11 protein-coding genes and 1 pseudogene are annotated in these 12,764 nt (G+C 57.7%); 4 read left to right on the top strand and 8 right to left on the bottom strand.

Going from position 1 to position 12,764, the window contains the following annotated elements; all coding sequences use genetic code 11:
- The 3 genes and pseudogenes from JNM42_RS05575 to JNM42_RS05565 form a co-directional block, all read right to left on the bottom strand.
- Positions 1-301 (bottom strand): annotated as a pseudogene (locus JNM42_RS05575) (glutamate--cysteine ligase); the annotation flags it as partial.
- Positions 298-1,566 carry a cation:proton antiporter gene (locus JNM42_RS05570; RefSeq protein WP_294267449.1) on the bottom strand — a complete coding sequence of 423 codons (1,269 nt, stop codon included), beginning with the start codon at positions 1,564-1,566 and terminating at the stop codon, positions 298-300. The gene JNM42_RS05570 and the pseudogene JNM42_RS05575, both read right to left, overlap by 4 nt.
- 37 nt (positions 1,567-1,603) lie before the next feature.
- On the bottom strand, positions 1,604-2,386 hold the full coding sequence (locus JNM42_RS05565) for a type 1 glutamine amidotransferase (protein ID WP_294267446.1): 783 nt from the start codon (positions 2,384-2,386) through the stop codon (positions 1,604-1,606).
- A gap of 399 nt (positions 2,387-2,785) precedes the next feature.
- On the opposite strand from JNM42_RS05565, the gene JNM42_RS05560 reads away from it, so the two are divergent.
- Positions 2,786-4,228, top strand: coding sequence for a hypothetical protein (locus JNM42_RS05560; RefSeq protein WP_294267443.1), 1,443 nt, complete (start codon positions 2,786-2,788; stop codon positions 4,226-4,228).
- Positions 4,229-4,456: 228 nt separating this feature from the next.
- On the opposite strand, the gene JNM42_RS05555 is transcribed toward JNM42_RS05560, so the two are convergent.
- The gene (locus JNM42_RS05555; RefSeq protein ID WP_294267439.1) at positions 4,457-5,332 is read right to left on the bottom strand and encodes a cation:proton antiporter; all 876 of its coding nucleotides are present in this window, start codon (positions 5,330-5,332) and stop codon (positions 4,457-4,459) included.
- Positions 5,333-5,459: 127 nt separating this feature from the next.
- On the opposite strand from JNM42_RS05555, the gene JNM42_RS05550 reads away from it, so the two are divergent.
- The 3 genes from JNM42_RS05550 (at position 5,460) to nhaD (ending at position 7,858) form a co-directional block, all read left to right on the top strand.
- Positions 5,460-5,951, top strand: a complete 492-nt coding sequence (locus tag JNM42_RS05550) for a MarR family winged helix-turn-helix transcriptional regulator (RefSeq protein ID WP_294267435.1) — start codon at positions 5,460-5,462, stop codon at positions 5,949-5,951.
- A gap of 44 nt (positions 5,952-5,995) precedes the next feature.
- On the top strand, positions 5,996-6,490 hold the full coding sequence (locus JNM42_RS05545) for an OmpA family protein (protein WP_294267432.1): 495 nt from the start codon (positions 5,996-5,998) through the stop codon (positions 6,488-6,490).
- A gap of 84 nt (positions 6,491-6,574) precedes the next feature.
- Positions 6,575-7,858 (top strand): sodium:proton antiporter NhaD, encoded by a 1,284-nt coding sequence (gene nhaD, locus JNM42_RS05540; RefSeq protein WP_294267428.1) that lies wholly within the window; start codon positions 6,575-6,577, stop codon positions 7,856-7,858.
- A 173-nt stretch (positions 7,859-8,031) separates the two neighbouring features.
- Here nhaD and JNM42_RS05535 read toward each other — a convergent pair whose 3' ends face one another.
- The 4 genes from JNM42_RS05535 to JNM42_RS05520 form a co-directional block, all read right to left on the bottom strand.
- Complete coding sequence (locus JNM42_RS05535; RefSeq protein ID WP_294267425.1) at positions 8,032-9,336, bottom strand: HAMP domain-containing sensor histidine kinase; 1,305 nt, start codon at positions 9,334-9,336, stop codon at positions 8,032-8,034.
- Entirely contained in the window at positions 9,317-10,012 is a 696-nt protein-coding gene (locus JNM42_RS05530) for a response regulator transcription factor (RefSeq protein ID WP_294267423.1), read from the bottom strand. Before JNM42_RS05530 ends, JNM42_RS05535 begins: the two co-directional genes overlap by 20 nt.
- 425 nt (positions 10,013-10,437) lie before the next feature.
- Positions 10,438-10,869: a hypothetical protein gene (locus JNM42_RS05525; RefSeq protein ID WP_294267421.1), complete on the bottom strand. Its 432-nt coding sequence runs from the start codon at positions 10,867-10,869 to the stop codon at positions 10,438-10,440.
- Positions 10,870-11,014: 145 nt separating this feature from the next.
- Positions 11,015-12,764: sodium:solute symporter family protein (locus tag JNM42_RS05520; RefSeq protein WP_366504408.1), on the bottom strand; the 1,750-nt coding region annotated here is incomplete at its 5' end.

Below are 12,764 nucleotides of genomic sequence, written 5' to 3'. Positions count from 1 at the left end.
CGCAGACCACAATATTGTTTTGACCGCACTGGCTGACCAGCGTTTTTCGCAACCCATCCAGATCGGCAGCAATGCCATCGACGCTGGCGCGCGGCATGGTTGCGACCTCGATCATGCTTTCGGTAATTTCCAGCTTGATTTCACCGAAGCGGTCATCGTAATCCATGCTGCCCAGCAGGTCAGAGGCTCCTCGTGTCAAATCGAAATCGCGCGGGGAAACCAGTTGCAACTCCAGCTCGACACCCAGGGTCAACGGCTGGCTTTCCTTGAAGCCGGCAATGGCTGCGATTTGATGACTCATGCGATCCCTCCTTTGTCGCCCTCGACCGTCTCGCCAGAGCGCACAAGGGCGAAACGGCACAGTGCCGGGCCGGCAATTTCCATGATGGCCGCCGCGAAGAGCGGGAGTGCCAGGGCCGAGCGACCGATTTCCGGATAAAGTCCGGCTAGTTCGTAAGCCATGAATACCGCCGTCGCCGACAGGGGCTGTATCCCGACGCCGACCAATACGCGTTTGGCCAAAGGCAATCCGCCGCCTGCCCAGGCCAGGGCAGCCACCTTGGCCAGTGCCCGAACGATCAGCAGACCAAGGGCCTCGAAGCCGGTCAGCCAGGTGAAGTCCTGCCAGGGAAGTGAAGCGCCGACCACGACGAACAGGATGATCGCCAGCAACCAATGCCCCTGCGGCAGGGAGGTATAGCTCAGCACCCTTCGTTCGTCACGGTAGGCGAGCATCACGCCCATCACGAAAAGCGTCAGAAAAACCGGAACCGCCAGCATGCGGGCAATGCCCACCGCCAGCAAGGCCGTCGCCACCAGGGTAAAAACCTGCGCCAGCGAACGTTTAGGCAGCAAAGCGGCAACCAGCAAGGCGAGACGCGAAACTACCCAGCCGATGAGCAAAGCACCCGACCCAACCCATAGCGGATGAACCACGGCATTGAGCCAGTCATCGCTGTATTCGGCATGCACAACACCGAGGACGATCGCGAATACGATAAAGGCGGCGGCCGAACTCAGGGCGGTGTGCATGATGATTCGTTCAGTGACCTGGCCCTGCGCGTTCGATTCCTCGACCGTCAGCAAAACCACGGCCGGTGCCGAGGCCATGGTCACCGCTGCCGCAGCGGCGGCCCAGGCCGGAATCAGGCCAACAAGCGCATAAGCAAAGAAGAAGATAGCCACAAAGGAGAGCGTGATTTCACCAAGCGTCGCCTTCAATAAATCCCGGTTATGAATCAGCCAGCGCAGATCGAGGCGTCGCCCGATCTCAAGCATCAGCAAACCAAGCGCTGCATCGGCGATGGGGCGTATCTGGGCCAGGGTTTCGATAGTGATCCAGCCCAGAAGTGCTGGTCCGAACAAGGTTCCTGCGAGAACGTAACCGATGACTTTCGGTACACCCACATGCGCACGCAACCACTCGCCGATAAACAGACCGATGACCAGCAGCAAGCTGAACAGGGCCAGCGAATCTATTTGATCGGGAAACGGCGGCAGGAAAAACAGGCGCTCCTGCAAGTCTTCCCATAGCGATCTCGGCAGCGAAAGGATGTCGGTCAGCATCGCCACCCGTCCAGCTTGTCCAGCTTATTCTTCCTATTTACCATCGCCGACTACGCGCGGCATCAAGAAACTCGTTGAGGATCGGCGTGCAGTCGAGCAACACCTCGCTGCCGGGCGGGTGGAACTCGGGGTGCCACTGCAAGCCAAGAACGTAGGGTTTTCCCTCAAGGCGTATGGCTTCGATCACCTCATCCACCGTGCTGCGCGCTTCAATCATCAAACCTCGCCCGAGGGCCTTGATCGACTGATGGTGAATCGAGACCACCGCGCCGCCCTGGGTGCCGGGATACATCCTGGCAAGACCCGAGTCGCTGGTCCATTCGATGGCATGACTATGCCGGTCATAATCGGGATGAACGTGCGCGCCCGCCGTTTCTATCTGCGTCGCGATATCCTGGAACAGCGTCCCGCCTAACGCCACGTTGATCAGTTGCGCGCCCCGACAGATACCGAGAACCGGCTTCCCGGCCTCCATGAATTCGTGCAGGAGTTCCATTTCATAGGCATCGCGCACCCGGTCACCAGCCCAATCCGGATGCAAGGGTTCTTCACCATAAGTTTGCGGATTGATGTCGGCTCCGCCTTGCAGAAGCAGGCCATCCAGATATTGCGGGTAGTCCGAAAGCCGGATGCTGCTGCGATGGACCATGCCATCGCCGCTGACCGCCGGAATCATGAACACCATCACCTCGCGCGACATGACCCAGTGCGCAACCGATTGCTCGAGATATTGCAAAGACTTTGACTGCAATCCGGTTGAACCGACTTGAGGGTGGTAGATGCGCGCCGATAGGCCAATGCGTAATGGGCGTTTGCTCATGGTGTTATTTCCTCCTCCATTAATGATCGATAGCGGGCCACGGTAAATTTGTTCCGGCGCTAATTCGTTGGAATACCGACATTCCGGGCTTGACCCGGAATCCAGTTCGTAGATCAAACCTTTCTTTTAACATCTTGATCAGATGGACAAATCTGGATTCCGGCTTTCGCCGGAATGACTGTGGACTGTAATAACAAATTTACCCTGGATAGCGGTTAATGAGATGTCGATGAGAGCCAATCAATAGGGTGAAGGTCTACCCTTGATAATAAAAACAATGAGTTACGGATGCAAGAAAGTGGATTGAGACGAATGTGGTCTATTTGAGTGATGAAGGGGGCCGATCTTTGTGTTAAATGGTGGAAGTCTTGTTCAAGGATAACCACCGGAGATCGGCCCATGGGAAGTGTAGCGAAGTTTGATGAAGAAATGGCGGGAACGTGGATTGGCGGGAAGGCCCTTGAGGGCTTGTTGAAGTTCATTGAGGAGCATCGGCGAAGGGGTGGCCGACACGAAGAAGGATTCGAAGAGTTCGAGCGTGAGGTACGCAAGCGCTTCAGTGAAGCGGAACGGGAATTCATTGGCGAGGAATTGGAGAGGCTCGATGTCACGCTGCCGGAAGTGGTGATCAATGGCGTAGAGCACCGGCGGGTGGTGAGTGGGTACGGGGACTACATGACGGCGGCCGGACCGGTCAGGGTGTTGCGGCACCGTTATCGAGCGGTAGGGACCAATGGAGAAAGCGAATGCCCTCTGGAATTGCAAGCGGGGATTGTCGAAGGTTTTTTCACGCCGCTGGCGGCGCGCACGGGTCTGTGGGCCGTGACGCATCTCACGCCGGGGGAGAGTGAGATGCTGTTCCGAGAGTTGGGGGGCATGACGCCTTCGCGCAGCAGCTTGGATCGGCTACCGAAGGGGATCAGCGAGACGTGGGAAGACCGGCGTCGGGACTGGGAGAGCGAGTTACGTGCGCAGGAAGATGCCGTGGCGGGTGCCGCCGTGCTGGCCGTGTCGCTGGATGGGGTAATGGCACCGATGAAGGATGGGCAGCGGGAGGCGCGGCGGGAGCAGAGCCGGCAAGAAGGCAAGCAAACACGGGGCCCGTCGGGCTACCGTGAGGTCGGTTGCGGCAGCGTCAGTTTGTACGACGAGACGGGGAAGCGCTTACGCACGATACGCCATGCCCGCATGCCGGAATCGAAGAAACGGACATTGAAGCGTCAGCTGGTGGCTGAAGTTGAAAACGCCTTTGAGCAGCAGCCGAACTTACGCTTGGTGAAAGTCGCCGACGGAGCACGCGATAACTGGGATTTCCTGTCCAAGGATCTGCCGCCGGGAGTGGAAGTGGTGGACTTCTTTCACGCGGCCGAACATCTGGGACGGGCCTTCGATCATATCTATGGAGAAGCCTCACTCAAGGCTCACGCCAGTTTCGCGGAGTACCGACATGTATTGCTGGAAGCCGACGATGGCGTCGACAAGGTGATCCGCACCTTGGCTTATCACCAAAAGCGCAAGCCGCGTTGCGACAAACTCAAACAGGAACTGGAGTATTTCCGGCGTAATCGGGCACGTATGGACTATGCACGGTTACGTGCGCAGAATTTGCCGATCGGTTCCGGCGTCATTGAGGCCACCTGCAAAACCCTGGTGACCCAGCGCATGAAACGATCCGGCCAGCGCTGGACCAACGATGGCGGCCAAGCCATCCTGACCTTTCGTGCCCTCGCCCAGAGTGATCGTTTCGATGCCGCATGGAAGTTGATCTCCGCTGAGTACAAAAATGATGTGTCACTTCTGAAAAATGTCCTTCCATTTCCCGCCCGACGGGCATCAGTATGAGAGTTACACCCCACCCAATCAATAATCATGTTTCAGCCGGATTGCCTACAGATCGCCGATCGTCTGCGCGGTGTCGTCATGGAAGCCCGGATTATTTGGCCGCTTCGCTGTCAACCAGCAAGGGTATCGGCTCGGCGCCCTGCGCTTCCCCGAAGCCCTTGATGGCGGTTTGAGTCGCCAGGGGGCCAAACAATTGCATCAGCAGAATGGTCGCCAGCAAGGTGCCGGTTAGTTGTGCATCAATACCGGAATACAGGGTTTGTGTGTTGGACAGCAAAACCAGTGCAATACTCGAATCCGTGCATCGCTGGCAATCCTTATCGCAACGACCTGCTTGTCCCGGTCGAGTACCCGCGTCAGGAAGCCAAAGATCAACATCGGCATCAACACCGAAATATCGAGATAGATAGAGGTACCGACACCGAGGACGATGGTGCCAAGAAGTAACAGGTGCTGGTGCTCTGGCCGACGTCCCAGCCACTCGGCACTCAACAGAACCAGGCCGGTGCAAGCGCCGCCCAGTAGCACCGATATACCGATTTTTTGCGTCGCCTCCCAAACGCCAGCCAGGCCTTGGGTTGTCTGGTAATCAAGCAGAAACGGCATGGATAATTCGACAGCGATGAAAGCCACACAGCCATTGATCGCCACCATGGTGTAAAGCAGTCCCGTTTTTTCCCCCTTGGCCCCAAGGTCGCTGCAGGTGGCAATGGTGATTGCCGGAGAGGTTGCCAAGCACAGCGCGGCAGCGAATAGCGACGTTTCCGGTGAAAACCCCCAGGCCAGAAGTTCCAGTGCAATCGCCCCACCGGTTATCAGTGCAATGCCCAGCCCAGCCCGGATTCGACTCCAAAATGCACGGGAGGGCACGGGCGAAACATGATAACCCAATTCGAACAGAATCAGGCCCAAAGCCAGGTCGATGAACAAATGGGCTGACTCGATGTGGTAGGGTGTTATCCAGCCGAATCCACTTTGCCCTACCATGAGTCCGAATACGACGTAACCCGTGGTTCGCGGCAAGGCAAATACACGACGCGACAGCTCGCCGGCACCAAGGCCACCGATCAAGATCACGCCGAAAAGCTTGATTGAGTTGAACATGAAAAAAGGGGAGCCTAAGCTCCCCAAAGTCCTCGCTGTAAAAAAGAATACCGGGACAAAGCCACATAAACTGCATTTGTTGCCAATATAATAGACCCACTCAACTCGTGCAAGCACTTAAATACAGATGACGCTCCCCGTCACATCGAAGTCCCCACCGCTTACCCTTGAAGTTCTGCGGCAATTCCGGGTGATTTACGGCAGCATGCGCCAGTACTTCCGGGTAATGGAGGAAAGCTGCGGCCTTTCCGGCGCTCAAATGTGGGTTCTTCAAGAGGTGCAGCGCAGCCCGGAAATTGGCATAACCGAGCTCGCAGCCCGCATGGGGATTCATCAGTCCACCTGCAGCCAGATCGTTGACAAGCTGGCCAACCTGGGATGCCTGACAAAAAAACGGCATCGCACCGATCAGCGTCGTGTCGGTCTTTGTCTCGCGGCGAATGGGCTCAAGGCCATCGCCGCACTACCCGGCCCCGCAGAAGGAATCCTTCCTGAAGCTCTCGCCGCCATACCGGATGTCGCCCTGAAAACATTGAATATCAATCTATCTGAGTTAATCCGGCAATTGCCGGGGAAAGACGAGACCTTTGCCAGCACGCCACTGTCCTACATGGTTTAATTCCAGTCCGATATCGACACGTAGCCAGGACAGGCCCGTGCTCCATGACCCTATCCAATCTCAAATCCCTCAGCTTTATTGTCGCCGCCCTGATGCTTGCCGGATGCAGCGGACCTCAAGCGCACACCCAGGAGTCCGAAAATAGAACGTCGCAAGAAACCCAGGTCGTCCCGCCAGCACCTGAAAAAGTCATGGATCGGGCCCTCACCGACGAAAACAATATTTATTTCACGGCAGGCACCACAACAGTAGACCAAGAGGGAAAAGATAAACTCCGCCAGCATGCACAAAATCTGAAACAGAATCCAAGGAAAATGCTGATTCTGACAGCACATGCCGATGATTCAGGAAGCCGCAACTACAACCTGGCTATCGCGGAAGAGCGTCATATGGCGGTGTTCAAATTGCTGCGTTCCTACGGCGCGCCAGCAAAGCAGATTCGCCGCAATCGTGTCAATAGCGCAAGAAAACAACAGATATGCCTGTCGGCGGACTGCCAACTACAAATACGCAGGGTCGAACTGGTTTACCCGCCCTGATCCTTATAGAATCTTTCATTTGATCGATCTAACCAATTTGGTCGCTCTAACCATCGACCTTCTTTTCACCATCGGATAAACGACATGAATGCCATGCTGATTGTCATCTTTGTTGTTGCCTACGCAGCCATCGCACTGGAACATCCGCTCAAGGTCAATAAATCGGCTTCAGCCTTGATCGGTGCCGGTCTGCTGTGGACGGTTTACGCACTATCAATGGGCGATCCACACATCGTGGGCGAACAACTTGGCGAATCGCTCATGAGTACGGCTCAGATCGTATTTTTCCTGATGGGGGCGATGACGATTGTCGAGGTTGTCGACGCCCATAACGGCTTTGAAGTGATCACGACGCGTATCAAGACATCGAAGCTGTCCACCTTGATGTGGCTGGTGGGTTTCGTGACTTTTTTTCTCAGCGCCATCCTGGACAACCTGACCACCACCATCGTCATGATTTCGCTGATGCGCAAGCTGCTGGCCAAGCATGAAGACCGCCTGTTTTTTGCCGGCATCATCGTCATCGCGGCAAACGCCGGGGGCGCCTGGTCGCCGATCGGCGACGTCACCACGACCATGCTGTGGATTGGTGGAGAGATCACCAGCCTGGGCATCATTGAAGCGGCGCTGCTGCCGTCGCTGGTAAGCATGCTGGTGCCGCTGGGCATAACCGCCTATGCCCTGCGCGGTCGCGATGCGGTGGCTCCTGCGCGGGTCAGTAGCGAGCATGGGTTACACACCACGGATTTTGAACGAAATCTGATGTTTTTCATGGGGCTTGGCATCCTGGTGGCAGTGCCGGCATTCAAGACCGCGACGCACCTGCCGCCCTTCATGGGCATCCTGTTTGGCCTGGGTATCCTCTGGCTGATGGGCGATCTGGTGCATCGGCACAAGGAGGACATGGCCAAGCAGCACTTTACGCTGGTGCACGCACTGACCCGGATCGATATGGGTTCGCTGGTATTTTTCATCGGCATCCTGCTGGCGGTGGCCACGCTCGAACATTCGCACATCCTGAGCTCTTTGGCGCTATGGCTGGATCAGACCGTGGGGCGCCAGGACGTCATTGTAATGATCATCGGCATCGCCAGTGCGATCGTCGACAATGTGCCGCTGGTGGCCGCATCGATGGGCATGTACAGCCTGACTGAGTACCCTCCAGACCACTTTCTGTGGGAATTCCTGGCTTACTGCGCGGGTACCGGCGGTTCCATCCTCATCATCGGATCAGCGGCTGGGGTGGCCGCCATGGGGCTGGAAAAAATTCAATTCTTCTGGTACGTCAAAAAAATCAGCGGGTTGGCCCTGGTAGGGTATTTTTCTGGCGCGGGAGTTTTCCTTCTTCAGTACCAGTTGTTGCACTGAGCCGTCGGGTTAAATCGGGGATTCGCCTTGCGGCTCCATCAGTTTTTTGTCTGAATAAACGAGCTCACAGCCTAATCAAGACGGCGCACCGATTCCAGCGTCCCTACTGGTTAACTTCAAGCAGGCAGAGACGCAAGGCTTCGATCTGAACTTGAGCTGAATATCACGACTTATCATTTCGAGAAATTATTGCCCGATTGTTCGGGGAAAGTGATGCTCACCCGCGTTCCCATTCCGCTCCGGCTCTGGATGTCCACCGTCCAGCCGAGACGCTCGGCGACCCTGGATACGATCGACAATCCGAGACCGAAGCCGGTGCTCTCCTCACCCTTGTCGAGCCGCTTGAACAGTGCCGGAAAGCGGTCTTCGGGAATGCCGATGCCGCTATCGACGATCTCCAGGTGATGTCCGTCGAGGCGCACCGCGATAACGCCTTCCCGCGTGTAGGAACAGGCATTGCGCAGGATATTGCTGACCACGACATAGGCCATCGAGCGCTCGACGGGAAGGATGGCGCGCTCCAGCACCTCGACGCTGATCCTGACCGGCCGTCCGGCCAGCGAGAAGGAACAATCGGCCACGGCATCGTAAATGACTTCGGCAATGGCACAGGCGGGGTCGCCCTCTTCCCCCCCTTCCCTGGCCAGGTGCAGCATGGCATCGAGGATCTGCCCCATGCGTACCGCCTGGCGATGTATGGTGCGCAAACGCTGCTGAATCACATCCGGCAGGTTCGGGTACTCGATCAGCACCTCGGCGGTACCGCGAATGATCGCCACCGGGGTGCGCAGTTCATGGCTGACATCGGCGGCGAAATAGCTTTCCCGCTCAAGAAACCCGTGCAGCCGCAGCGCGAACTGGTCCAGCCCCAGTACCAGCCGACCGATTTCGTTGTTGGGATAGTCGGCGGGCGAAAAAGTCAGGGGCGGCCCGGCTAGCAGATTGGCCCGGGCCGTTTTCTCCGATACTTCGCCGAGCAGTTTGCCAATCGGGCGCACCACGCGCCTGGCCAGGTAGGTTCCCAGCAGGAAAGAGAACAGGGTCATCAAGCCGGTACCCAACTGCAGGTAAAGCGCCAGATTTCCCAGGATGGCATCGACGTAAGTCCGCTCGTAAATCAGCGCATAGGGTTTGCCGTCCACATCGGCAAGCAGGACCGTGTAGTCTCGATCCCCTTGCAAGACGCGTTCGATGCGCTGCTGCCCGGGTTCTGCAGGTGCAAGGAAGCGAAACTCGGGGATCGGCAGGAAATGACCCGAGAGCTCGGTGGTCGAAGGCGGCAGGGCGTCCGGGTTGCGCGCCAGGCGATTGCGGAAACTGTCCATCTCCACCTGCAGCATGCGCTCGATCGCGCGTTCCTCGTAATGGGCGACCAGGGCAAAAGTGATCAGACTCAGAAGCGCGCTGACGACAAAGCCCAGCGCCACAAAAGGCAGGACGAGACTGAGGCTCAGGCTGTCATAAGGTGGTTTGATCATTGGCGATGCGATAGCCGAAGCCGCGAACGGTATGAATGAGCTGCCGCTCGAAGGGCTTGTCGATCGTATTGCGCAGGGTGTGCATGTGCACCACGATGGCGTGCGTGTCGTCGCGTTCCTCGCCCCACAGTTCGCGGTGGATGGCGAGATTGTGCACCACGTTGGGCGAGCGGCGCATGAGCAGGGTAAGGATCCTGATCGGGATCGGGGCCAGAGTGATCGGCACGCCGGCGCGCTCGATCTGCAGGGTGCCGGTATTCAGGCTCAGATCGCCGATGCGCAGGATTTCGTTGTCGACCGCCGCCAGGCCCGCCCGCCTGATCAGGGCATGCACCCGCGCATTGATCTCGCGCAGCGAGGCCGGTTTGATCACATAGTCGTCGGCACCGATATCGAAGGCCGATATTTTGGTATCGATACCGTCCTTGGCTGTGAGCATGACAATCGGCACCTTGCTGTGGAGCTGATTGCGGATGTGGCTGCACACGCTCATCCCATCGACACCGGGCAACAGCAGGTCGAGCAGGACCAGATCGTACTTGTTGCCCGCCAGCAGGTTCAGCGCAGCATGGCCATCGGCCGCGTAATGCGTCACGTAACCCTGAATTTCAAGATATTCGATGAGGTTCCTGGCCAGATCCCGATCATCCTCAACGATCAGCAGGCGATGTGCCATGTTGTACTCCTTAGAGGGATAGTTCCGCAGAGCCCTCCATCGGCTTAGGAACGGCTACGAATTAACTTCCCGATTTTGCAAGGTCCAATTTATCTAGAACACGTAATCCAGTAGCGATCCTGTAGGTCGGGTTAGCGGAGCGTCCCCCAGGAGGATTTGCTTCGCAGCATAACCCGACGGCAGTTTATGCTGCATCCGATGATTGTCGGGTTACGCTCCGCTAACCCGACCTACGAAATGCCTCGCTCGTCACCCCGCTTAAGCCGGAATCCAGTTCGTTGTTTTAATGAATATCAGTAAAAGGAACTGGATTCCGGCGTACGCCGGAATGACGGCTTGGGAAGTTTTTATCCATTAGTTCACAGCCTCTGAGTTGATCAATGCCTCACGCCGCATTTACGCAGCTCGGGGCACCGAACTGAACGTCAATCCGCCGCAACTTCTTTGACATCGCCAAGGGCAATGGCGATCAGCAAACCGCCGAAGGTGCCGTAGGCCAGTCCGGCGGCGGCGCAGATCAGCAGCACTTCCTGCGCGACGCCGTAGGCCAGTGCGGCAAAAACGGCGGCGCTGAGCAAACCGGTCAGTCCCAGAATGAGGGCTCCGGCCTGGGCGCTGGCCCGGCGCTGGCACAACCAGCCGCCGAGCGCCCACACCATGAAGGCGTACACGGCAAAACCGGCCAGATCGAGGCGCGCCGAAAAATCGTCGGTGAACCCGACAACCGAGATGACGGTGGGAAGAATGGTGCTGGTCAGGCTCAATCCGGCGAAGCCGCCGAGAAAGACGGCAACGGTGGGACGCAGCCGAATGCCCATTATTTTGGATACGATGTATTTGTTTAGACGCTTGATCATGTTTAACCTGCTGTTTATCGGTTCTGCTTGCGCTGTCATGGTACAACTCCGCTGATCGTTTCACCAGTTCAAAAAAAGAAGGCGGCTGCCGTTTCCGGTAGCCGCCCTGCGTGCTTCAGTTCAGCCTAGCAATCTGAAAACCCGATCAATGGCTGCTGGCTGCGGGTGCTTCGAGCTTGCCGGGGTAACGCAGGCTGCCGACCAGGTCCTGGATCTCTGCGGGTGGCTCAGCGGTAACCTTGCTGACCACATACGAGACGACGAAGTTGAGCGCAGCACCGACGGTACCGATCCCTTCCGGCGAGATCCCCAGCCACCACCCGGCCGGGTTGTTGGCCGCCGGGTTGCCATACTTGAAGTAATAGATATAGCCGGCGGTAAAGATGATGCCGACGATCATTCCGGCGATGGCGCCTTCCTTGTTCATCTTCTTGTTGAAGATGCCCATCAAGATGGCCGGGAAGAACGAGGCCGCCGCCAGACCGAAGGCAAAGGCCACCACCTGGGCGACGAACCCCGGCGGATAGATGCCGAACAGACCGGCGATGACAACGGCCACGCCGGCGCCACCGCGCGCCCACCACAGCTCCTCCTTGTCCGTCATGCTGGGCTTGACGATACCCTTCATCAGATCGTGCGAAATGGCCGCCGAGATCACCAGCAACAGCCCTGCCGCCGTGGATAGGGCCGCCGCCAGGCCGCCGGCGCCGATCAGACCGACGGTCCAGTTGGGCAGCTTGGCGATTTCAGGACTGGCCAGAACCATGATGTCCTGGTCGATCTTGACTTCGTTGGCGCTCTTCGGATCGTCCCACTTGCCGGGGCGAAGCTGCATGATGCCGTCGCCATTCTTGTCCTTCCAGCCGACCAGCTTGGTCTTTTCCCAGTTCTTGAACCAGGACGGGGCATTGACATACTCGACGTTGTTCACCGTCTTGATGAAGTTGGTGCGGGCAAAAACGGCTACCGCCGGAGCGGTGGTGTACAGCAGGGCGATGAAGATCAGCGCCCAGCCGGCCGAAGAGCGTGCGTCACGCATCTTGGGAACGGTGAAGAAGCGGATCAGGATGTGGGGCAGACCGGCGGTGCCGATCATCAGCGAGAAGGTGATGAAGAAGACGTCGATCATCGGCCGCTGACCCGTAGTGTACGCGGCAAAACCGAGATCCTTGTGCAGGCCGTTCAGCACGTCGAGCAGGTACTTGCCCTGGGTGCTGGGGTCGTTGAGCAAGGCCGCGCCTTCGGCGCTGATCGCCGAACCGTAGCCGATCTGCGGGATCGGGTTGCCGGTGAACTGCATCGAGACAAAGATCGCCGGGATCAGATAGGCGGTGATCAGAACGACGTATTGCGCGACCTGGGTGTAGGTAATCCCCTTCATCCCGCCGAGCGTGGCGTAGAAGAAAACCAGCGCCATGCCGATGACCACACCCATGTCGATGGGGACATCCATGAAGCGCGAGAAGACGACGCCGACGCCGCGCATCTGGCCCGCGACGTAGGTGAAGGAGACGAAAATGGCGCAGACCAGCGCGATGACGCGAGCGGTATTGGAGTAGTAACGATCGCCGATGAACTGGGGAATCGTAAACTTGCCGTACTTGCGCAGGTACGGACCGAACAGCATGGCCAGCAGGACGTAGCCGCCGGTCCACCCCATCAGGTAATACGAGCCGTCGCGTCCGAGAAAGGAGATCAGGCCGGCCATCGAAATGAACGACGCCGCCGACATCCAGTCGGCGCCGGTCGCCATCCCGTTCATGAACGGGGGAACTGCCTTCTCGGCAACATAGAAATCACCGGTTGTCTTTGCCCTGGACGCGTAGGCGATGTAGATATACAGGCCGAAACTGAGGCCTGTAATGATCCAGGTCCACAAAAGGATACTCATGGTT

It is taken from the genome of Propionivibrio sp., assembly GCF_016790145.1.
GTDB lineage: Bacteria > Pseudomonadota > Gammaproteobacteria > Burkholderiales > Rhodocyclaceae > Propionivibrio.
Note: the sequence above shows the minus strand (reverse complement) of the source record. Positions and strands in the feature narration are given on the sequence as shown.

Excerpts from the sequence above, each read along its gene's own strand:
- JNM42_RS05570 (WP_294267449.1), bottom strand. The coding sequence starts at position 1,566 with ATGCTGACCGACATCCTTTCGCTGCCGAGATCGCTATGGGAAGACTTG.
- JNM42_RS05565 (WP_294267446.1), bottom strand. The coding sequence starts at position 2,386 with ATGAGCAAACGCCCATTACGCATTGGCCTATCGGCGCGCATCTACCAC.
- JNM42_RS05560 (WP_294267443.1), top strand. The coding sequence starts at position 2,786 with ATGGGAAGTGTAGCGAAGTTTGATGAAGAAATGGCGGGAACGTGGATT.
- JNM42_RS05555 (WP_294267439.1), bottom strand. The coding sequence starts at position 5,332 with ATGTTCAACTCAATCAAGCTTTTCGGCGTGATCTTGATCGGTGGCCTT.
- JNM42_RS05550 (WP_294267435.1), top strand. The coding sequence starts at position 5,460 with ATGACGCTCCCCGTCACATCGAAGTCCCCACCGCTTACCCTTGAAGTT.
- JNM42_RS05545 (WP_294267432.1), top strand. The coding sequence starts at position 5,996 with ATGACCCTATCCAATCTCAAATCCCTCAGCTTTATTGTCGCCGCCCTG.
- nhaD (WP_294267428.1), top strand. The coding sequence starts at position 6,575 with ATGAATGCCATGCTGATTGTCATCTTTGTTGTTGCCTACGCAGCCATC.
- JNM42_RS05535 (WP_294267425.1), bottom strand. The coding sequence starts at position 9,336 with ATGATCAAACCACCTTATGACAGCCTGAGCCTCAGTCTCGTCCTGCCT.
- JNM42_RS05530 (WP_294267423.1), bottom strand. The coding sequence starts at position 10,012 with ATGGCACATCGCCTGCTGATCGTTGAGGATGATCGGGATCTGGCCAGG.
- JNM42_RS05525 (WP_294267421.1), bottom strand. The coding sequence starts at position 10,869 with ATGATCAAGCGTCTAAACAAATACATCGTATCCAAAATAATGGGCATT.